The 22,124-nt window shown below is 51.5% G+C and carries 18 protein-coding genes and 1 tRNA gene; 13 read left to right on the top strand and 6 right to left on the bottom strand.

From position 1 onward, the window contains the following. The first annotated feature begins 147 nt into the window (after positions 1-147). The 3 genes from ED901_RS03685 (at position 148) to ED901_RS03675 (ending at position 3,246) form a co-directional block, all read left to right on the top strand. Positions 148-2,232 (top strand): carbon starvation CstA family protein, encoded by a 2,085-nt coding sequence (locus ED901_RS03685; RefSeq protein ID WP_056769432.1) that lies wholly within the window; start codon positions 148-150, stop codon positions 2,230-2,232. Next, positions 2,225-2,530 (top strand): YbdD/YjiX family protein, encoded by a 306-nt coding sequence (locus tag ED901_RS03680; RefSeq protein WP_056769431.1) that lies wholly within the window; start codon positions 2,225-2,227, stop codon positions 2,528-2,530. Before ED901_RS03685 ends, ED901_RS03680 begins: the two co-directional genes overlap by 8 nt. Before the next feature lie 371 nt (positions 2,531-2,901). Beyond that, positions 2,902-3,246: a phage holin family protein gene (locus tag ED901_RS03675; RefSeq protein WP_122094858.1), complete on the top strand. Its 345-nt coding sequence runs from the start codon at positions 2,902-2,904 to the stop codon at positions 3,244-3,246. 287 nt (positions 3,247-3,533) lie between these two features. On the opposite strand, the gene ED901_RS03670 is transcribed toward ED901_RS03675, so the two are convergent. Continuing rightward, entirely contained in the window at positions 3,534-5,639 is a 2,106-nt protein-coding gene (locus tag ED901_RS03670) for a glycosyl hydrolase family 18 protein (RefSeq protein ID WP_122094856.1), read from the bottom strand. Between the two features lie 509 nt (positions 5,640-6,148). Here ED901_RS03670 and ED901_RS03665 point away from each other — a divergent pair. The 4 genes from ED901_RS03665 (at position 6,149) to ED901_RS03650 (ending at position 10,303) form a co-directional block, all read left to right on the top strand. Then, entirely contained in the window at positions 6,149-6,589 is a 441-nt protein-coding gene (locus ED901_RS03665; RefSeq protein WP_056769424.1) for a hypothetical protein, read from the top strand. Between the two features lie 28 nt (positions 6,590-6,617). Further along, positions 6,618-7,169, top strand: coding sequence for a glycoside hydrolase family 108 protein (locus ED901_RS03660; RefSeq protein WP_056769422.1), 552 nt, complete (start codon positions 6,618-6,620; stop codon positions 7,167-7,169). A 198-nt stretch (positions 7,170-7,367) separates the two neighbouring features. Next, positions 7,368-8,312, top strand: coding sequence for a LysR family transcriptional regulator (locus ED901_RS03655; protein WP_122094854.1), 945 nt, complete (start codon positions 7,368-7,370; stop codon positions 8,310-8,312). A gap of 191 nt (positions 8,313-8,503) precedes the next feature. Continuing rightward, a complete protein-coding gene (locus ED901_RS03650) occupies positions 8,504-10,303 on the top strand; it encodes a chitinase (protein WP_122094852.1) in 1,800 nt (599 codons plus the stop codon). Between the two features lie 73 nt (positions 10,304-10,376). Here the strand turns inward: ED901_RS03650 and nac are convergent, their stop codons facing one another. After that, entirely contained in the window at positions 10,377-11,303 is a 927-nt protein-coding gene (gene nac, locus ED901_RS03645) for a nitrogen assimilation transcriptional regulator NAC (protein WP_056771836.1), read from the bottom strand. Positions 11,304-11,772: 469 nt separating this feature from the next. Between nac and ED901_RS03640 the strand changes: the two genes are divergently transcribed. Continuing rightward, a tRNA-Asn gene (locus ED901_RS03640) sits at positions 11,773-11,848 on the top strand. 243 nt (positions 11,849-12,091) lie between these two features. Beyond that, positions 12,092-13,411, top strand: a complete 1,320-nt coding sequence (gene shiA, locus ED901_RS03635; protein ID WP_122094850.1) for a shikimate transporter — start codon at positions 12,092-12,094, stop codon at positions 13,409-13,411. Between the two features lie 64 nt (positions 13,412-13,475). Here shiA and ED901_RS03630 read toward each other — a convergent pair whose 3' ends face one another. Continuing rightward, positions 13,476-14,117 (bottom strand): glutathione S-transferase family protein, encoded by a 642-nt coding sequence (locus ED901_RS03630; RefSeq protein ID WP_122094848.1) that lies wholly within the window; start codon positions 14,115-14,117, stop codon positions 13,476-13,478. A 91-nt stretch (positions 14,118-14,208) separates the two neighbouring features. Between ED901_RS03630 and ED901_RS03625 the strand changes: the two genes are divergently transcribed. The 3 genes from ED901_RS03625 (at position 14,209) to ED901_RS03615 (ending at position 18,270) form a co-directional block, all read left to right on the top strand. Then, entirely contained in the window at positions 14,209-15,693 is a 1,485-nt protein-coding gene (locus ED901_RS03625) for an AMP nucleosidase (RefSeq protein ID WP_256370263.1), read from the top strand. Between the two features lie 114 nt (positions 15,694-15,807). Further along, positions 15,808-17,238: an EmmdR/YeeO family multidrug/toxin efflux MATE transporter gene (locus ED901_RS03620; protein ID WP_056769414.1), complete on the top strand. Its 1,431-nt coding sequence runs from the start codon at positions 15,808-15,810 to the stop codon at positions 17,236-17,238. 321 nt (positions 17,239-17,559) lie between these two features. Then, positions 17,560-18,270 carry a YopT-type cysteine protease domain-containing protein gene (locus ED901_RS03615; RefSeq protein WP_122094845.1) on the top strand — a complete coding sequence of 237 codons (711 nt, stop codon included), beginning with the start codon at positions 17,560-17,562 and terminating at the stop codon, positions 18,268-18,270. 78 nt (positions 18,271-18,348) lie between these two features. On the opposite strand, the gene ED901_RS03610 is transcribed toward ED901_RS03615, so the two are convergent. Beyond that, positions 18,349-18,831 (bottom strand): DUF805 domain-containing protein, encoded by a 483-nt coding sequence (locus ED901_RS03610; RefSeq protein ID WP_122094843.1) that lies wholly within the window; start codon positions 18,829-18,831, stop codon positions 18,349-18,351. Positions 18,832-18,882: 51 nt separating this feature from the next. Continuing rightward, positions 18,883-19,953 carry a LacI family DNA-binding transcriptional regulator gene (locus ED901_RS03605; protein WP_056769409.1) on the bottom strand — a complete coding sequence of 357 codons (1,071 nt, stop codon included), beginning with the start codon at positions 19,951-19,953 and terminating at the stop codon, positions 18,883-18,885. Positions 19,954-20,233: 280 nt separating this feature from the next. Here ED901_RS03605 and ED901_RS03600 point away from each other — a divergent pair, with 280 nt between their 5' ends. After that, on the top strand, positions 20,234-21,490 hold the full coding sequence (locus tag ED901_RS03600) for a maltoporin (RefSeq protein WP_056769407.1): 1,257 nt from the start codon (positions 20,234-20,236) through the stop codon (positions 21,488-21,490). A gap of 263 nt (positions 21,491-21,753) precedes the next feature. Here the strand turns inward: ED901_RS03600 and ED901_RS03595 are convergent, their stop codons facing one another. Next, a complete protein-coding gene (locus ED901_RS03595; protein WP_056771833.1) occupies positions 21,754-22,071 on the bottom strand; it encodes a glucose PTS transporter subunit EIIB in 318 nt (105 codons plus the stop codon). Positions 22,072-22,124 lie beyond the last annotated feature (53 nt).

Here is a 22,124-nt window from a genome sequence, read left to right as displayed (position 1 = left end):
CTTTTCTGTTCAAAAACATTATTTTTGACCAGTAATTTAACATAGTCGCAACGTGCCGCTGGCGCGCCGACCCTTACCTCCCTACCTCACACTCTCACAAAAAAAGTGGCCAGCACGATAAAGGACCACTCACAAGGAGTTGTAATCATGAAAAGCGTCAAGTCCGGGATAACCTGGCTGGTGGTGGCGTTCATCGGAGCCTTTGCTTTTTGCATGCTGGCGTTAAGTCGTGGCGAACACGTCAACGCGCTCTGGCTGGTGGTTGCCGCCATTGCCTGTTACAGCATTGCCTACCGTTTTTACAGTCTGTTTATCGCCGAAAAAGTATTTGAACTCGATGATAAACGCATGACCCCCGCCGAGCGTCACAACGACGGGCTGGATTATGTGCCGACCAATAAATGGGTGCTGTTCGGCCACCACTTTGCGGCGATTGCCGGAGCAGGCCCGCTGGTCGGCCCGATCCTCGCTGCGCAAATGGGCTTTTTGCCGGGCACCATCTGGATTTTAGTCGGCGTCATGCTGGCCGGTGCGGTGCAGGATTTCCTGATCCTGTTTATCTCTACCCGCCGCGATGGCCGTTCTCTCGGGGAAATGGCGAAGCAGGAGCTGGGTAATTTCGCAGGCGTCATCACCATGCTCGGGGCGCTCGGCGTGATGATCATTATTCTGTCGGCGCTGGCGCTGGTGGTGGTCAAAGCGCTGGCCGACAGTCCGTGGGGGCTGTTCACTATTGCCGCGACCATTCCGATTGCCCTGTTTATGGGCATCTATATGCGCTTTCTGCGTCCGGGAAAAATCGCTGAAGTGTCGGTGATTGGCTTTGTGCTGATGATGCTCGCGATTGTTTACGGCGGCAACGTGGCGGCGGACCCGTACTGGGGGCCGTTCTTTACCCTGCACGGCACCACGCTGACCTGGGTGCTGGTGATTTATGGTTTTATTGCCTCGGTATTGCCGGTCTGGCTGCTGCTGGCACCGCGCGATTACCTCTCAACGTTTCTGAAAATCGGGGTGATTGCCGGGCTGGCAGTCGGTATCGTCTTCGCCATGCCGGAAATGAAAATGCCCGCCGTATCGCGTTTTATTGACGGCAGCGGCCCGGTATTCTCCGGCAGCCTGTTCCCGTTCCTGTTTATCACCATCGCCTGCGGGTCGATTTCAGGTTTCCACGCGCTGGTTTCCAGCGGCACGACGCCGAAACTGGTGGAGCGCGAAAGTCACATCCGCTTTATCGGCTACGGCGCGATGCTGATGGAATCGTTTGTGGCGATCATGGCGCTGATTTGTGCGTCGGTGATCGACCCTGGCGTCTATTTTGCGATGAACTCACCGGCGGCGCTGATTGGCACCACGGTGGAAAGTGCCTCGCAGGTGATTAACGGCTGGGGCTTTGTCATCACGCCGGACATTCTGACGCAAATTGCCAAAGACGTCGGCGAGCAGTCAATCCTGTCCCGCGCCGGTGGCGCACCGACCTTCGCCGTCGGCATGGCGCACATCATTACTGAGGTGTTTAACAGCCGCGCGATGATGGCCTTCTGGTATCACTTCGCGATCCTGTTCGAAGCCTTGTTCATCCTGACCGCCGTGGATGCCGGTACCCGCGCCTGCCGTTTTATGGTGCAGGATCTGGTGGGCGTTGCCGTCCCTTCTTTAGCCAATAACCGTTCGTGGATCGGCACGTTCGCCGGTACTACCGTCGCGGTCGCGGGCTGGGGTTTCTTCGTGTATCAGGGCGTGGTCGATCCGTTAGGGGGCATCAATACTCTGTGGCCGCTGTTCGGTATCGGCAATCAGATGCTGGCCTCGATGGCGCTGATCCTCGGCACCGTAGTGCTGTTCAAAATGAAAAAACAGCGTTATGCCTGGGTGACTATTTTGCCGACCATCTGGCTGTTCATCACCTCAATGACCGCAGGCTGGCAGAAGATTTTCCACGAAAAACCGTCGATTGGATTCCTGGCGCAGGCGAAGAAATTCTCTGCCGGGATCGACAGTGGTGAAATCATCAAACCGGCCAAAACGCTGGCTGATATGCATACCATCGTGCTGAATAATCAGATCAACGCCGTGCTGTGTGGCTTCTTTATGCTGGTGGCGGTGACGATGCTTGTGTCGTCGTTCTTTGTTATCCGCCGCGCACTGAAATCCGCCACGCCGACGGTACATGAAACAGCCGTGGTGCTGCGCCGTGAAGGCCGCCCGGTTGGCGAGGTGCGCCATGTCTGAGTCACGCGCATTGTTTAAAACACCGCGACCGGCGTCTTTTCGCATCATCAGCTGTCAGCCGCTGTTTATCGTCGAGCCGAAGCCGCACAACGTTTCCGGCTGGCTGAAGCTGGCTATCCGGCGCACTGCGCAGAGTTTCCGGCTGATGGTCGGCGTGCAGGATTACCAGAATTATGTGCAGCATATGAAGGTGCGACACCCGGATAACGAGCCGATGTCCGAGCGGGAGTTTCACCGCCGCTGTCTTGAGGCAAGATTCCCCAGCGAAGGCGGTAAGATGGGGAAATGTCCGTGCTGAGGCGCAGCGTTTCTGTGCCGTGAACTAAAACCTTGCGCAGCCCGTCACGGATGACGGGCTGATATGCTTAGTGTGCGAACAAAATTATCACGCGCGTTATCTTTCTGAAATTCAAACGCTATTATTTTTTTAAATTGCCGGCCGGTGTGTGGGATAAAAAACTCACTGTGCGGCCTAAGCCTTTCTGGTTAAGAAAAAACCTCGCCCGGTTGCGGCCTGCTCCCCTTTCGTCTTCTCACTTTTCGCGATTGCGCGGCTAAAAACCGTCACGCAAAAATGTGTGGCTATGTGATTTTTGCCCCGCGTCTTCTGGTGATAATTTAACCATACACAAGTTAACCGGTTTTATTCTTACCTTAGAGGAAAGCATCATGATTGGCGCAGCACATGCCAGAGATATCGTCACCATAGAGCACAGTATTGTTTTAGCCGTTATGGGAATGTCAGCGTGGGGTGGCGTCGTTCGCTACATCATGCTGAGACAGAAGAAGGCCTTCATGGATGAACTTAAGGCCTGTCTTTTGCAGGTTATCGTCTCCTGTTTCAGCGGCATGATATTGAGTATTTTCGTTTTGTCGCACGATGCCAACGATGACAAGCTACTGGTCATCGCCGGGCTGGGCGGCGTGTTTGCCGGGCCGATTATCACCCTGCTCGGTAAGAAAATTTCGGCGTTCATTGACACCATGACCCCCGCGCCGAAACAACAAGGTTAATCCTTTCCCCCGACAGACCCACGTCTGCGGGGGATTTTTTTTGCCCTCTTCCCGCGCTGTACGCCCTCTTCGTTCTGCTTTTACTGTCTCAACCTGTCACTCTCCTTCAGTACGCCAAACACCCTGCGCTGTCTCTGATACAGCCGGCTGAACCTGTGTGTCTGACGCGGGTTCGGCAAGCTGCACAACCCACCGTTGCAGCAAAAAAAAGCGGGACACCCGTAAGTGTCCCGCTTTGCGCTTTCATTAGCATGAGGTCAGAACCTCATGACATCTGCGTGGTGTAATCAGAGTAACTTCCACTGTGACCATTCACCGGTGAACTCTGCCAGACCTGGCTCGTTTGCCTGAGTCCAGTAGTTAGCCACGTAATCTTTTCCTTTATGGCTGACTTTATCGCCGGTGTTGTACACCTTGCCGGATTCCCACTCGTCGTATTTACCTGCCGGTGTCGGCGTTGGTGTCGGTTCCGGAGTCGGTTCTGGCGTAGGCTCAGGCGTCGGTTCTGGGGTAGGTTCCGGCGTCGGCTCCGGGGTCGGTTCTGGCGTCGGTTCAGGCGTTGGCGTCGGGTCGATCACTTCTTCACCAAAGACCACCAGCGTGTAGTTTTTGGCAACGGAAGTGGCCGCATGGGTGTCAGTGACCGTCAGGGAGAACTGGAACTCTGCACGGCTGACCACGGTTGGTGCGATAAAGGTAATGGTTGACGTGGTGGTGCTGTTTGGCGAAATGCCCGCCGGAACGCTCCACTTGTAGGTCAGCGCTTCGTTATCGGCATCGCTCGAGGCAGCACCGCTCAGACGCACTTTTGAACCGCTGATCACCTGCAACTGGATATCCGCAACCGGTGTGGTATTGGTAGCAGGTTTATCATCATCAGGCACTTCGCCGGCGACATTGATACCGTCGAAGTAGAACGGTGCCATATCGACAACCTGATTAGTCACGGTGCAACCCAGACCTTCACGCGCGGCGTTAACCAGCACGCCGTTGTCCTGATCGATAGTCCAGGTAAACAGTGCGCCGAGCCCTTTTTTCGCTACATACTGACCTTTAGCCCTGACGCTGCGCGGAGTATCAAGGGAGACGAACAGTTTGGTGTCTTTGTTGTAGAGGTAATCAGCGTCTGCAACCTGGTCGGTGTACACGCTGAAACCGTTACGGCCTTTCTGGTTTTCCAGATCAATATAGTTATTGATCAGGTCATACCATTCGCTGCAACCGCTTTCGAATGTGCCGGTAGTTTCAGCATTGGGTGTCGGTGAGTAGGTGCCTTTAAGCGGTGAGTAGCTTTCCAGAACCGCATTCTGGCCGTTACGTGAGTACCCCGCATAACCTACGTTAATGCGGTCAGCCGGGAAGCCTTTCGCCAGCAGGTAATCAACGATGGTATCCACGCCCCAGCCGCCTTCTACCAGCGCGTGCAGGTTGGTGTGGTGATCGAGTTTCTCTGCCCACGGCGTACCGTAGAAGTCGTACGTCATCACGTTGATGCTGTACAGACCGTTTTTCAGCAGAGTGGCGACATCTGATTTTTCCAAAATCGCTACCACCGCAGAACTGGCGATACTGATTTTGACGTCACTGCGTTTAATGGCTTTCAGCTCTTTGGTGATTTCAGCCAGCAGCAATGCATAGTTCGCACCATCAGAATCGCTGTAGGCATTGTTGTTACCGGCGTTGCCCGGATATTCCCAGTCGATATCCACTTCAGAGAACATCGGGAAGCGGGTAAACAGTTTTGCCACGCCTTTTGCAAAGGTGCTGCGCCCCGCAGACGTTTGCGACATGTTGTGGAAACCGCTGCTCATGGTCCAGCCGCCGATACTCATCGACAGTGCCAGGTCATGCCCCTGGGTTTTGGCTTTGGCTTGCAGATCACGCAGGCCGCCGACGATACCTTTTACTGTCGCCTGAGTGGCGGAGTTCACGTCCATTTCTTCCCAGCCGGACTCTTTCAGGCCAACGTTGTTGCTGGTCTGGAAGTCGCCCCATGGGTCGAGGAAGGTGGGTTCGTTAGTGGATTTGTTCAGATTGCTTGCTGCGCGGGCGATAACTTCCGCTTTTTCGCCGGTGCTGTCGCCGACGATGCCCAGGAAGCCAAGAATGATTTTGTCATACGCCGTCGGGCTGACGTTGGCTAAATCATAGCCGCGACCGCGGTTAGCCGGGGTGTCATCTCCGTCGGTCTGACGGCTGTCATACTGCGACCAGTCAGTGTAGTAACCGAAGACTTTAGGTTTATTGGTGGTGTCATACTTGTTGTACACCGGTTTAGCCACGCGGGCAGAGGTATAGCTATATTTCACCGTGTCTTTCGACGCGTCAAAACCGTCCGCTTTATAAGATTTGTCAGTCAGAGAATCTGTTTTAATCAATTTACTGGTAGCCATAATAGTTTCCTGAATAGAAGTTAAGGGTCTAACAGCATCTTGCTGTTGAAGCTATAATTAGTGAGAGGACGTTTTCTCTCAAATCATCATTCAGCATAAATATTTTTGACAACGATGATGTTCAGGAAATGAGCATCAATTTTTTATCTGATAGTGCAGGAAACTGGACAAGTAATGAGCTGCCGGGGTTTTGCAATCAAAAACATCAACCTGCCGGTTTAAGCAATGAGTCACAATACGGGTTTAATGTGCCACCGATGATATAAATAAAATCCTATAATTCAACGTCAATCATTCAATTTTTATATTTTCTATTTCAAGTTAAACTCAAAAGACTTTTTAATTTCACTCAAAAAACCCATCAACTTTTATAACAGATCACAACTTATCTAAAATTAATCACAATATTCTGATTGAATGTGGTGAATTTTAAAAAAGAAGATACGATAAATCCTATCAAAAAATGAATGTCAGCAATTTTCTACCACCGGACTGGAGAGTGTTGAAAGATGAGCGTTTATCTTATTAATGGGCTGTACGTTTTCAACGAAGGAACGAAAGAGTTAAAGACGCTGAATAATGGAATGAATATTAAACTGACCACGATGCGAGCCCGATGCCTCAGTTTTATCATTGAACACGCTAAAGACGAAGTGATAGAGAAGTCAGCGATATCTTATGCTTTATGGGGTGCCAGAAGTACCTTTACCAGCGACGCCAGCCTTACCCAAACACTCTATTTAATTCGCCGCGATCTTAAAACGTTAGGGTTGGATGAATTGTTTATCACCGTACCTAAATCAGGCATTCGGGTGAACACTTCAATAACAATCGATATAATTCAGGAAAAAAAACCCAAAACAAAAATATCATATAACCCTATTTTACTGAGTCTGATTGTATTAGTGCTGTTAATCGGAGTAGGTGTATATCTTACCTTAGTTATCTGAGATCTCTTTACTCACAGAGGGTTCCACTATGCCAAGCAATCCTATTATTGATGCCGTGCTGGAAAATGAAGGGGCTTATATCAACCATCCCGACGATCCGGGCGGCGCGACACATTGGGGCATCACCGAAAAGACCGCACGTGATTATGGCTATACCGGCGATATGAAAGCATTTACCCGTGAACAGGCATATATCATTCTGGAGAAAAACTACTGGTATCAGCCAGGGTTTGACAAAATCCACGCCTTGTCGCCGGCTCTGGCGTTGGAGCTGTGTGATACCGGGACAAATATGGGGCCCTCCGTGGGTATTAAGTGGCTACAGCGCTGGCTCAATGCATATAATCAGCAAGGCCAGGTTTATCCCGATATCACCGTTGACGGAAAAATTGGGCCTGCCACGCTGAATGCGCTGGCCGGGTTCCTGAGACTGCGCGGGCAGGAAGGAGACGCTGTTCTGGTCACTTCGCTCAATTGCAGCCAGGGACAACGGTATCTTGATTTAGCCGAAAGTAAGGCCAGTAATGAATCTTTCATTTACGGCTGGATGAGAAACCGGGTGCGCCTGATAACGCTTTAAACATAAGTGTTTCTTATACAAATAAATGAGCTGCAATAACTTCACTTGTGATGCACAACATCGTTTAGCTATTAGGAATTAATTCAAACCACTCATTAATGCATACAAATATCATGATATTTTGAGATTTTTTTACTTTATTTGTAGCATCACAATGTGAATGATGCAGGCTCCATATCTTGATGACGGAGAAAAGTAATGATTTACGATAAAATAAATGAGTTTGATTATAATCTGATCAAGATCATGAATGAAGTGATAGTCTCTGGTAGCCTTTCGCGCGCAGCTGAAAAACTTGAACTCTCCGTTTCTGCGGTCAGTCTTTCCATTAATAAATTACAACGTTTCTTAGCCGTCGAACTTTTTATCAGAACCGCTCAGGGCATGAAACCAACACAAATAGCCCTGGACATTCATGAATCTTTTTCACATGCCATGTGTATAATTGATGACGTCGTTCATAAAGCTAAAAATCAGGAAAAAACCGTCTCTTCAGTTAAAGTCATGTGTTCTGACTTAATCGAAAGTTTTTACTTTCAACGTTTACATCAGCAAGATGATTTACAGGAAACCCTTCTCGCCTTCACTAACTCCACCATATTTAACCATGATGAATGTGTGAGAAATCTGCTGCAATCTGGCAATGACATCGTGCTAAGTAATTTTGCCCTTCACCACCACAGCATCACCTCTGTTGAAATTGATTCCGTGGATGATTTCGTGGTGGTATGCAGTTCCGGCAGTTTACTGGCGTCACAACCCGCCTTTACGCTTTCACACTATTACACGTTACCCCATGCCGTGTATTGTCACAGCGAAGGCCAGACCATGAAACTGGTGTCGGTTAATAATCGTCATATCCAGAATGAAAAAACCAATATGCGCAAAGTCATTTATAACTCATCGTCTATGAATGGCATTATTGCTGCCGTTGAGCGCAGTGATATGATCGCCATCTTTCCCAGAAAAGTGGCAGAGTATTTTATTGAAAAACGTCACAGCAAATTAGTGACATTTACATTACCGGATGACATTCATCATGAAACTTTAAAAACATATGCAAACTTTGTCACCAGAACGACCAAAGTCCGGGGTGTCAATAATATCATTTCTTCACTCAAGGCCGTTGAAACCTGCTCCTGAAAATAAATGATTATCTCAACGGCACAACGCAAAATCACACGTAATTAATGATGGACAATGTTCTTATTTTAATAGTGAAGTAACCCGGTGAAGATTACCCTTTCAATGTTGGTCTGAGACTGACATTGAAAACACAAACTCCTCAGAGTTTTTATTCTTGTACTTATTGCAACGAATGAAGGGTATTCACTATGCATAGATTAAAGCCTCACTTTTATTTAAATCTTATTACCGCATCCTGTTTGCTGGCTGCAAGTTCTGCCGCGCTGGCGGAGGAAACCCCTGCCCCTTCAGAACCGTACGTTATTAAAGAAAGTGATCTGATCAAAAAAGAAAATTCATTAACACAAAACCCGCTGATGCAGGAAGTGAAAGCTTCCATCCGCACGCTGGATAATGATTCCGTTGAAAAAATTGCGCCGGGCCGTGCGGCAAACCCGGATAACGTAAAACGCGTTGAGAAAATCCTCAGCAAAGAGCAATGGGATTATATTTTCCCGCTCCGCGCGCCGGAATACAGTTATGAAAACTTCATTAAAGCGATAGGTAAATTCCCGGCAGTTTGCGGGACTTACACTGACGGCCGTGATTCCGACGCGATTTGCCGTAAAGGCCTGGCAACGATGTTTGCGCACTTCGCGCAGGAAACCGGCGGACATGAAAACTGGCGCCCTGAGGCGGAATGGCGACAGGGGCTGGTGTGGCTGCGTGAAATGGGCTGGGCCGAAGGCCAGAAAGGCGGCTATAACGGCGAATGTAATCCGGACGTCTGGCAGGGGCAAACCTGGCCTTGCGGTAAAGACGCGCAGGGGGACTTCGTCAGCTATTTTGGTCGCGGGGCAAAACAACTTTCCTATAACTACAACTACGGTCCGTTCTCAGACGCGATGTTTGGCACGGTCAGAACGCTGCTCGATAAACCGGAACTGGTCGCGGACACCTGGCTGAACCTCGCCAGCGCCGTGTTCTTCTTCGTCACACCGCAGGCACCGAAACCCAGCATGCTGCACGTGATCGACGGAACCTGGCAGCCTAACGCCCATGATAAAGAAAACGGCCTGGTACCGGGGTTCGGCGTGACCATCCAGATCATTAACGGCGGCGTGGAGTGCGGCGGTCCGACCGAAATTGCTCAGGGTGAAAACCGTATCTCCTACTACAAAAGTGAAGCGGAATACCTGAAAGTGCCGGTGCCTGCCAATGAAGTGCTCGGCTGTAAAAACATGAAACAGTTCGATGAAGGTGGCTCAGGCGCACTGCCACAGTACTGGGAGCAGGACTGGGGATGGGATCCGAGTACCCCGACAGGCGCGACGTATTCCTGTCAGTTAGTCGGCTATCAGACGCCATTCTCTGCGTTTAAAGAAGGCGACTACAAACGCTGCGTTCAGCACTTCTTTAATGTGTCGATTGTTGATGACTCCGGCAAGGTCGAGCCGGTCACGCCAGCGCCGGATCCGACGCCAGCGCCAACACCAACCCCGGATCCAACCCCTGCCCCGGCGGACACTAACGTGGCACCAGTGGCAAAACTGAGCGGGCCGATTGGTGATGTGGAAAGTCAGGCGAATGTGACACTTAACGCAGCCGCTTCCAGCGATGCGAACGGTGACAAACTGTCTTACTCCTGGCTGCTGCCAAACGGTAACACGCTGGAGGGTACCGACCGTGACAGCATCAGTTTTGTTGCGCCGACGGTGACGGTGAAAAAACAGTACACCTTCACACTGACCGTTTCGGACGGCAAGAAAAGCGATGTGGCTTCTTATACGCTGACGGTGACGCCGCAGGTGCAACCATTGCCGGATTCCGGCACGGGTAAAACCTGCGCGAACAACTGGGACGCACAAAAAATCTACTACGGAGGCGAAAGCGTTGTGTGGAAAGGCAAGGAGTATCTGGCTAACTATTGGACACAGAACAATGAACCTGGTAACCCGGAGTTCACTGGCGAATGGTCACAATGGAAGGAAATTAAAGCCTGTAAGTAAACCTTGTTTTAATGGTCACTCCTGACCGGGGAAAATCAAATGGGCGATCGACGATCGCCCATTTTTTCATGGTTCAGCTTGCCACCAGCATCGGTTCAGGAACTGGCGTGCTCTGCTCCGCAACCAGTCCCAGCAGGATTTTCTTCACCGCCATCGCCTCCGCCGACAGAGCCCGCGTTTCTGAGATACACAGTGAAAGCGGCACCTGAATGGCCGGGCTGCTTATGCATGACATCCAGGCTTTCGCCGGGCCGATCATGGCACGGGCGGCGGACTCCGGCAGGATCGTCGCACCCAGCCCGCTGGCTACTGCGGCGGTCAGCGTGGCGGAAGATTCAATTTCACCAATGATGTTAGCGCTCAGGCGACGCAAAGACATGGCATCGTCCACCAGACGGCGCATGACGTTATAAGCACGCGGCATAAACAGATTCAGCCTGGCCACTTCGCTCAGCTCAACGTATTTTCCCGGATTCGGTACAGCATGCGTGCCCACCAGATACAGATCTTCCCTCATCAGCGGCTGACTGCACAGCCCGGCTTCCGGGCGGGCGCCGTAAAGCACTGCCATGTCCATGCGGCCATCCAGCACCCATTCACCCAGCGCCGTGCCAAAGTTTTCATTGAGATACAGCAGAATGCCGGGGTGCTGCTCGCGCACTGCCTGCAACAGCGGCAGCGCCAGCTGTGAAGCCGCCGTGCCCGGCGCAAGGCCGACCGACACCTGCCCGCTGAGCGATTGCCCGGCGCTGCTTACGGCGCACTGCGCCTGCTCGCATTGACGCAAAATGGCCTGCGCATGGGAATAAAGAATGTGACCGGCTTCCGTGGGCGTGACGCCGCGCTTGGTGCGAATCAGCAATTGTTGCTGCAATTCACCTTCCAGCGTCGCCAGCTGCTGGCTCAGCGCCGGTTGAGCGATATGCAGAACCTCAGCGGCCTGCGTCAGGCTGCCGATATCGACGATTTTCACGAAGTACTTTAAACGCCTGAGATTCATCTCTGCCTCCATCTTGCGCGGTAAGGGGTACCCTGAACTGACGTAATGCACGAACAGCGTATTTATAAGCAGCTCTGATAAAAGCAAGAACTGCGCCAATCTCCGGCGGGCAGATGAAAAAACGGGCGCATCCCCGCCAATCCCCCGGAACATAAGAGAAAACGGTCGGATGGCCCGCACAATAAACGGCTGCGCAGAAAAAAATGCAGTGTGATCGCGCAATAATTTCATCGGGAGCGCACCAACATAATGCATTCTTATGGTTCAGCCTTATCAATTAGCAGGATGAATAACTGGCGGCTTTTAGGGGCATCAGACGCTCTATGATTGCAGCCCCAACCCCTCAAACCGGCCTTTTTGACTCTATTCTCAACAACTTGACCAAAGTATCAGCAAACGCACACATTTATGCAGTTTCCCCTTTGACATGCACAGGGGCAGTCGCTATTATTCGCCCCGTTCCAACGATTCCTCTGTAGTTCAGTCGGTAGAACGGCGGACTGTTAATCCGTATGTCACTGGTTCGAGTCCAGTCAGAGGAGCCAAATTAGAAACGCCCGCTTAAGGAAACTTAAGCGGGCGTTTTGCTTTGGTGTTTTTGATGTCCTTGCCTGCTTTGCCCCTTTTCTGCATAAAACTCCCCTTTCATTTTGCAAAAGCGTTTTAACCTGGCGGTTGACGCTGTAGTCTCAGTAGCGGTTTTTGTTAAGCTTTTTGATAACTCAATAACCTTTTGCCTATTTTAATAACGAAAAAGTTTAGAAATCTGAGGAACAGACAGGACAATTATGGACGCCATGCTCACTGCCCCCCGCCCCGATGAGGAAATACCTTCATATCGCCGTGCCCGCCGGGCTGCCTGGGGGAGCTTCGTCGGCGCAGTCGTCGACTGGTTTGATTTTTTACTCTACGGCATCACCGCCGCGCTGGTGTTTAACAGTGAATTTTTTCCGCAAATTGACCCGGCAATGGGCACGCTCGCGGCGTTTGCCACCTTCGGCGTAGGCTTCCTCTTCCGGCCGCTCGGCGGCATTGTCTTTGGCCATTTTGGCGATCGTTTAGGTCGCAAGCGGATGCTGATGATGACCGTCTGGATCATGGGCATCGCCACTGCATGCATCGGTATCCTCCCCTCTTTCGCAACCATTGGCTGGTGGGCCCCGGCTCTGCTGGTCACCCTGCGCGCCATTCAGGGTTTTGCGGTCGGCGGCGAATGGGGTGGCGCTGCGCTGCTGGCCGTTGAAAGTGCACCTTCGGGCAAAAAGGCGTTCTACAGCAGCGGCATCCAGATGGGATACGGCGTCGGTCTGCTGCTGGCTACCGGTCTGGTGTCGCTGATAAGCCACCTGACCACCGATGCCCAGTTCCTCAGCTGGGGCTGGCGTTTGCCGTTTCTGTTCAGCGTTGTGCTGGTGCTGGGCGCGCTGTGGGTCCGCAACGGCATGGAAGAGTCGGTCGAGTTCGAACGTGCTCAGGAGGCGCAGCCCAAAGAGGCGAAAAAAGGCCTGCCGGTCTTCGAAGCACTGAACCGCCACCCCGGCGCATTTTTGAAAATCATCCTTCTGCGCCTGTGCGAATTGCTGACGATGTACATTGTCACCGCGTTCGCACTGAACTATTCGACGCATAACCTGGGGATGTCGCGTGAGCTGTTTCTCAATATCGGATTGCTGGTCGGCGGGATAAGCTGCCTGACGATCCCGCTGTTTGCCTGGCTGGCAGATCGCTTCGGACGTCGCCGCATCTACATTACCGGCGCATTCGTCGGTGCCCTGAGTGCGTTCCCGTTCTTTATGGCGCTGGAAGCACGTTCCCTTGTCGGCGTGGTGATTTTCTCACTGCTGCTGGCTAATATCGCCCACGATATGGTGGTGTGCGTGCAGCAACCGATGTTCACGGAAATGTTCGGCGCAGGTTACCGCTACAGTGGTGCCGGGGTGGGTTATCAGGTCGCCAGCGTGGTGGGTGGCGGATTTACGCCGTTTATTGCCGCCGCATTGCTGAATTTCTCCGGCGGTGAATGGCATTCCGTCGCCATTTATCTGATGGCGGGCTGTTTACTCTCGGCCCTGACAGCGATAGTGATGAAAACACCTCAGCCGGACTGAAAAGAAAGCCATTAAAAAAGCCCGCTTAATGAAAGTTAAGCGGTTTTTTGCGTCCGGGGCGGCGTTAAACCACCCGCAACTCTTCGTAGGACACCATCACATGCTCCGCAAACGCCGGACGCTGTTTAAGTTTTTCATAATATTGTTCGATGGCCGGGTAAGGTGGCCGATCAATGGCGATATCAAAATAGCGATACAAACTGTGTCCAAACTGAATATCGGCCAGCGTGAATTCACTCCCGGCAAGGTAGCCATATCGGGCAATCTGCGCCTCAGCAATCGCCAGTTTCTTGTTCAGGTTCTGCAATGATTTTGTCAGTGCCTGATGATCCTGATCTTTCGCCGCCGTTCTCACTACCATCCAGAATACCGGCGCGGTGAAATTCATCGCCACCCCGATTTTTGCCCATTCGGTCCATTTATCAATGTGCGCACGCCGCTCAGCATCCTTCGGCCAGAATGTCTCAGCACCGTATTTTCCGACCAGATAGCGCAGTATGGCGCCGGTTTCCCACAGGGCCTCCCCTTCGCCATCGCGGATCACCGGTACGGTGCCATTCGGGTTCATCGCCAGAAATTCCGGCGTGTCATTGCCGCCGTATTTATGGCCGATGTCAGTTCTTTCATACTGCAGGCCCAATTCCCCGATACACCACATCAGCGCCTGCACATTAGACGACGTTTTTCTGCCCCATACCCGAATCATTCACTGTCCCCTGTTCGTTCATAAAAGCGTCATCCGGTTTTCATAGCCTAATAAAACATTGGCGGCGCTCTTCAGACAAGCCATATTTAGACTGAATGATGATGAACAAAGCACAAAGGAAAAGCGTATGGATAACACGTCCCTCACCGCGGTACAGGCGATTGAGAAGCTCGAAGAAATGTACAACAACTCGGTCGCCGCACTGCGGGATGCGATTAAAGATTTCATTGTTCAGGGCACGCTGCCGGACGTGGCTGACCGCGCGGCGGGATTATTTGTTTACCCTGAACTGCGTGTCAGCTGGGATGGCGTGACGCCTGCCAAAAATCCGACCCGCGCCTATGGCCGCTTCTCGCACCCCGGACGCTATTCCACCACCATCACCCATCCTGAACTTTTCCGTCATTATCTGACCGAGCAGCTGTCATTGCTGGAGGAAGAGTACAATGCGGTGATTGAAGTCGTGCCGTCGCAGCAGGAAATCCCTTACTCTTACGTGATCGACGGATCGGACCTGATGCTCGACCGCTCAATGAGCGCGGGGCTGGCGAAACATTTCCCCACCACGGAACTGTCGCAAATTGGCGATGAAACGGCAGACGGCCTGTATTACCCCGGCGATACCTTCCCGCTTTCTCATTTCAACGCGCTGCGGGCTGATTTTTCCCTCGCGCGCCTGCGCCATTACACCGGCACGTTGATTGAACATTTCCAACCTTACGTGTTGTTCACCAACTACACGCGCTATGTCGATGAATTTGTCAGCTGGGCGTGCGCGCAGATTGCCGATCCGGACAGCCCGTATGAAGCGCTGGCCTGCGCGGGCAGCGTGTTTATCACTGCCGATACACTTTATCCGGAACAGGCGGTGTCAGATCTGGCGTGGAAAAAACACCAGATGCCGGCCTATCACCTGATCGCCCGCGACGGCGCAGGGATCACGCTGGTGAACATCGGCGTCGGTCCGGCCAATGCCAAAACGATTTGCGATCACCTCGCGGTGCTGCGCCCGCACGTCTGGCTGATGATTGGTCACTGCGGCGGATTGCGTGAAACGCAGTCCATTGGTGATTACGTACTGGCGCACGCGTATCTGCGTGACGATCACGTGCTGGACGCGGTGTTACCGCCGGATATCCCTATCCCGAGCATTGCCGAAGTGCAGCGCGCGCTGTATGACGCCACCAAAAAGATGAGCGGAATGCCCGGCGAGGAAGTGAAACAGCGCCTGCGCACCGGCACGGTGGTCACGACGGACGATCGTAACTGGGAGCTGCGTTATGCCGCCTCGGCGCTGCGCTTTAACCTCAGCCGTGCCGTGGCCGTTGATATGGAAAGTGCGACCATTGCCGCGCAGGGTTACCGCTTCCGCGTCCCGTACGGCACGTTACTGTGCGTCTCCGATAAACCGCTGCACGGTGAAATCAAACTGCCCGGTCAGGCAAACAAGTTTTATGAAGGGGCGATTTCAGAGCATTTGCAAATCGGCATCTGTGCCATCGATCTGCTGCGTGCCGAAGGGGATCATCTGCATTCCCGAAAATTACGTACCTTTAACGAGCCTCCTTTCCGATAATTGTTTTTTAACACTTTAATTCAGCTCCTTCTTAAAAAAGACTTTGCATAATGCGAAGTCTTTTACCATCATAATTTAAAACGCTGTTCTACTTTCTGCCACACTGGAATTCTCTTGCAAAACGTCATCGTCTCTTTGCGCAAAGCCATCGAGCGCACGCCCTGGTATCCGAAACGGCGTTCTTACCGCACCCTGTTCTGGCGTGAAATCACGCCCCTCGCTGTGCCCATCTTCTTCGAGAATGCCTGCGTCCTGCTGATGGGCGTGCTGAGCACGTTTCTGGTCAGCTGGCTTGGCAAGGAAGCCATGGCGGGCGTGGGGCTGGCAGACAGCTTCAACATGGTGATCATTTCCTTTTTTGCCGCGGTCGATCTCGGCACGACGGTGGTGGTGGCCTTCAGCCTGGGTAAGCTCGATCACGAACGGGCGCGTGCCGCTGCGCGACAATCGCTGGCGATCATGACCGTTTTTGCCGTACTGCTGGCAATTCTTCTGCAATTTTCCGGGCATGTGATCATCGACATGATCGCCGGGAACGCCGAACCGGAAGTCAAAGAGATGGCGCTTTCCTATCTGCAAATGAGCAGCTGGAGCTATCCGGCGGCGGCCATTGCGCTGATCGGTTCCGGCGCGCTGCGCGGTGCCGGGAATACCAAAATTCCGATGCTGCTCAATGGCGGCATGAACATTCTCAATCTGGTGATCAGCAGCGTGCTGATTTACGGCTGCTTTGGCTGGAATGGACTGGGCTTTATCGGTGCGGGGCTCGGGCTGACCATAGCGCGCTATATCGGTGCCATCGCCGTCATTGCGGTGCTGATGGTCGGCTTTAATCCGTCGCTGAAAATCTCTCTTAAAAGTTATTTCCTGCCGCTCAATACCAATATTCTGCGCGAAGTGCTGGGCATTGGTATTCCGGCCAGCATTGAATCGGTGCTGTTTAACGGCGGTAAACTGCTGACGCAGGTTTTCGTCGCCGGTATGGGCACTAACGTTATCGCCGGTAACTTTATTGCCTTCTCCATTGCCGCATTGATTAACCTGCCGGGCAACGCGCTGGGCTCCGCGTCCACCATTATTGTCGGCACGCGGCTGGGCAAAGGGCAAATCGCACAGTCTGAGCGCCAGCTGCGCCATATCTTCTGGCTCTCGACATTTGGCCTGTGCGTTCTGGCGTTCATCTCGGTGCCCTTCGCCGGCGTGCTGGCGCGCTTTTACACCAATGAAGAAGACGTCATCGACGTCGTCAAAATACTGATCTGGCTGAACGCCGCGTTTATGCCTTTCTGGGCGGCGTCATGGGTGCTCCCTGCCGGATTAAAAGGCGCACGCGACGCCCGTTTCACCATGTATGTTTCGATGGTGGGCATGTGGGGTTGTCGTATTGTGGTGGGATATTTCCTGGGTATCGTGCTTGGTTTTGGCGTGGTGGGTATCTGGCTTGGCATGTTCCTGGACTGGATCGTGCGCGGTATTTTCTTCTACTGGCGCATGGCCAGCGGCCGCTGGCTGTGGAAATACCCGAAATCGAAGAGAACGGAATAACGGCCAACGTTAAGAGGTCAGTTCAGGCATCCGGCGGGGGTAAGTCTGAACGCGGGCGGAAAACGGTCTATATAAATAATTATTTCATATGCATTAATCAAATGCATATGAAATTAATATATCAACACAGTGAATAACATATTTTTTATACAAAAAAACAAAACAACTTAACTCATCGCCATCCGGCAACCCTCTGTATTTTATAAATAAAATTAGAATAAGGTTTGTAGTCTTATTTATAAATTGCTTCCACCTGGCGAATAAATTATATTCCGTGTCGCGTTTTTTATAATACCTCCCCATTAAAATAAGAAGGTTTAAATGCCAGCAGATATCGACAATCTTGTTACTACGCTTAACGGAAAAAGAAATAAATTCTTGCAGGATGATTATATTTCAGGAAATCAATGGGATAATATTAATCCTATGCAACGTCAAGGTGCATGGACAAACAATAATTATGACTCGCAGGGAAATATTCAATACCACGGCCTTGGAGCCGGAGTTTGCCTTGGACTGTCGAGTGCTTACTTAATTTCTGGTACGACATGGCCTGATTTTATGAACTATATTTCGAGTCCGCTGGGTAAAGTTCAGATTCGCGGCGTGCAGAATTTACTGAAGGAGCTTACTCTCTCCCGGCCAAAAAACCTGTCAACATATAAATGCCAGGGAAATATTAATTCCAAAGATGTCATGACAACCGTCCTGAGAAATAAAGGAATTTCTTATATAAAAGGGGGCAACATGATGACAAACAAACTATTAGAATCAATAAGAACGGATATACTTCAAAATATGTCTTCCCAAAACGGGTATATTATTATCATAGGTGGCCAGGCAGGACTTCATGCGTTCGCAATAAGAGCAGGAGTAAACGTTTTAAAATTTTTTGACCCCAACCATGGTGAATTTATTTTTCCGACCATGAATGGTCAGGGGGATTTAATGGCGCTTTTCTTGTTGACCTTTATCGTTGACCGTTACCCGAACTTTAATAAATGTGATGTTTCTTGTTTTAAACTTAGATGAATTAATTTTTTAAATCCTTTACATCATCGGCGCCGCGGAGTTTGCCGCCCGGCAAACTCCTGACTCTCATAGCACGTCTTATCCGGCAACCGCAGGCTTTTGTAAATCCACCGGCGTTTTCGACTTCTGGCAGCAGAGGTAGATGATCCCCAGCAGCGGGATCCAGCCGAGCAAAATGCCCAGCACCACATTCAGCACGGCGTAAGTCTCCGGCGAAGCGAACTGGATCAGGATCATATTCAGCAACCGCGAGACGACGCCCGCCAGATAGACACCGCCAAACCACCAGCCTGAACGGTTGATGTCATGCATGCGGCGGATGCCGACGGCCAGCAGCGGCAATGCCAGAACCAAGGCAAACAGGCTGTAGGCCATTCCGGCATACAGCACGCCGATATAAGGGTCGCCCGACATGGAAAAGAACGAAATCACGCCCATGACCAGCAGGATCATCAACAAAACATTGCCGAGGGTGAAAACCCAAAACGCCTTTCGGGTCGCTCTGCCCGAAAATTTCACATAGCCTTTCCAGCCCTGCAAATAACACTGCCATAAGGTCATTGCGTCACTTCCTTTTACTTTCCCAAAGAGTCCGGGGATTTAAACCGTTTCTTACTGGCCGCGCAACCGCGAAGCGAGTTTATCCAGCTGATCGGCAATCTGGTTCAGATCTTTGTCCTGCTCTCCCGGTGCACGGGTGGAGTTACGCACCACCAGCTTCGCCGGTAACAGGGTGGACTCGGTGACGTCATTTTTCGTCGCCAGCAGGCGTTCCACCGCCTCTTTGCTTTGCAGATCCAGATCCAGCGACACCGTGGTCAGCGCCGGATGGAAAAACGCGCTGTCGTAAGTATCATCGTAACCGATGATCGACACCTGTTCGGGAATGGCGACGTTATGCTGATGCAGCGCGCTGATAACGCCCAGCGCCATCTGATCGTTGCCCACCAGCATGGCGGTAAACTGCGGCGTCTCACGCAGGATATGCAGCGCATTGTAATAGCCGCTTTTGGCGCTCCAGTCACCGTGGATCACCGTGACCGGTGCCAGCCCCTTCTCCCTGAGCGTGTCCTGCCAGCTTTGCAGGCGCAGGCGCGATGACACCGACTCCTCCGGCCCTGCCAGCAGCGCGAAATCGCGATGCCCTAATTCCAGCAGATATTCCACGCTGGCGCGTGAGCCGTCGGCGGGATTGAAGCAGACGTTAAACACCGGGCTGCCCGGATCGACGTCGAGGAACAGACACAGAATATCGCGGTTATTTTCGTAGATGTGCTCTGCTTCAGCGCTTTCCAGCGGAATGTTGATGATGACGCGATCAACCCGCTGAGATTTCAGTTCGTTGATCGAGTCCTGAATGCTCTGGTTTACATCTTCATCAATCATCGAGATCAGCACCTGATAACCGGCCTGATGAGCATACTTTTTCACTGACGCTGCAATTTGCGAAGGCGCGTGTAAGGCCAGCGACGTGGTCACCAGCCCCAGCGTGAAACTCTGTTTACCCACCAGTTGCTGTGCCAGACGGTTAGGCACATAGCGCAGCACGTCTATCGCCTGTTCTACCTTCAGGCGGGTGGCTTCGGAAACGTTGGCTGACTTGTTTAACACCCGTGAAACGGTCTGATAAGAGACACCGGCGTAGCGGGCGACATCTTCCAGTGTCGAACTTTTCGATTTCATTCTTTTTCTCTGCCTGCAACCTGTGAACGTAGCTTACCTCCACAATCCTCGGGTCAAACTACGGGATCTCAGATAAAAGTTCAATCTGAGGCGCGCCGCACTGCATAAGTTATACGTTAACATTGCATAATCTTGTGATTTGAATCACTAACGGTTTATTTATAACACACAAGTTCTGGATCTAACTCACAATTCAGAATGTGTAAAATTGATCATTGTTGTTTCTGGGTATCTTATAGATTCCGTAAATGTGAACGTCATACAATCATAAGGAAAAATAATGAAACACAACTTACGCACTCTGGCTGTGGCGGTTTCCCTCGCCCTCACGGCAGGCCCTGCAGTGGCAAATGATATTGATTTTCATGGTTATCTGCGCTCCGGGCTGGGTGTTTCCGGCAGTGGCAGCTTAGAGCAATTCCAGAAAAACAAAGTCGGTCGTCTGGGCAACGAAAACGATACTTACGGAGAAGTGGAACTGGGCAGTGAAGTCTACAAAAAAGACGATGTCAGTTTTTATGTCGATTCGATGGTCAGCATGGTGTCCGACGGCTCAAATGATGATGAAAGCACCCTCAATGACGACGCGCAATTCGGGCTGCGTCAGCTGAATTTGCAAATTAAAGGGCTGGTGCCGTGGGATAAAGATGCGGTGATCTGGGGCGGTAAGCGTTACTACCAGCGCCATGATTTACACATCATCGACACCAAATACTGGAACATTTCCGGTGCCGGTGCCGGGGTGGAAAACCTGAAGCTGGGCGAAGGCGCGCTGTCGGTGGCCTGGATCCGTGGCGATGCCAATGACGTGGATTACCGCGTTGACGGCGATAACGACGTCAACATCAACTACATTGACGTGCGCTACGCCGGGATCAAACCGTGGAGCGGCGCGTGGATGGAGATCGGTGCCGACTACGCCATGCCAAACCTGACGCACGATCAGAAAGAGTACGGTGGCCTGTATGACGCGGATAACGGCGTGATGCTGACCGGCGAAATCAGCCAGGATATGTGGGGCGGCTATAACAAACTGGTTTTACAGTACGCAGACAAAGGCCTGGCGCAGAACATGATTTCCCAGGGCGGCGGCTGGTATGACATGTGGAATTACACCAATGACGCCACCGGTTATCGCGGCATCATCACCGGGCTGTTCCCGATCACCAGTAAATTCAGCCTCAACCACGTGCTGACCTACGGCCACGCCGACAACATCACCGCGTACACCGACACCACTGAACTGGTTTCTCTGGTGGGCCGTGCGCAGTACCAGTGGACGGATTACGTGCGTACCATTGGTGAAGTGGGTACGTTCTATCAGAAAGATGATTACAAGAACGGCTCGAACTATAAACAAGGTGGCCAGAAATACACCCTGGCGATGGGTCTGGCAGCCGGTCCTGAATTTATGTCGCGCCCGGAACTGCGTGTGTTTGCCTCGTATCTGAATGATTCCGAGCACGGCGATACTTTTGAAGATCACACGAAATCCGATACCTGGAACTTTGGGGTTCAGGTTGAAGCCTGGTGGTAAATTTCCTTTATTTCTGAAGCTGTCGCTGCGTTGGCTTGCCGACTTGCCACAACTTCACTGATTTTGGAAAGTTGAAGTCATGTTGTACAAAAAAGTCATATCCTCATTGTTATAAAGCGACAGATAAAAACTTAATTTCTCTTGTAGGGGATCGTTACGTTTTTTCTCCGCACAGCAGCATCATTATTATTGATTTAAAATAAGAAACAATAAAGGCAGCCTGGTGTCGGGCTGCCTTTATTTTTAGCGTTATTTAAAAAGACTTAATTACTGTTTAAACCAAATTTCTCTGTCATTAATTTCTTCAGGCTGTCGGACTGCTTACCAAATATGGCATGGACTTCCTGACCAATAATGACCACCCCTATCGCCCCCGCCTGCTGGATGGCACCGGAGTTAACCGGTTTAAGCGCTTTCACCTTGACGCGCAGCCTGGTGATACAGGCATCGACGTTAATAATATTATCGCGGCCACCGAGCGCCTCAATTAATAACGACACATCCGTGGACGGTGGTACGTCATCTTTCAGGTTTTTATTCTTCGCCGAGAACACATGCATAAAGTCTTTAATATTGACCATCATTAATCCTCTCTTGCAGAAATGAAAAAACGTGCAACAGGGAATATTCCCCG

It is taken from the genome of Rahnella sp. Larv3_ips, from assembly GCF_003697865.1.
GTDB classification, from domain to species: Bacteria; Pseudomonadota; Gammaproteobacteria; order Enterobacterales; family Enterobacteriaceae; genus Rahnella; species Rahnella rivi.
The sequence above is the reverse complement of the archived record's forward strand: the minus strand, read 5'-3'. Positions and strand labels throughout refer to the sequence as shown.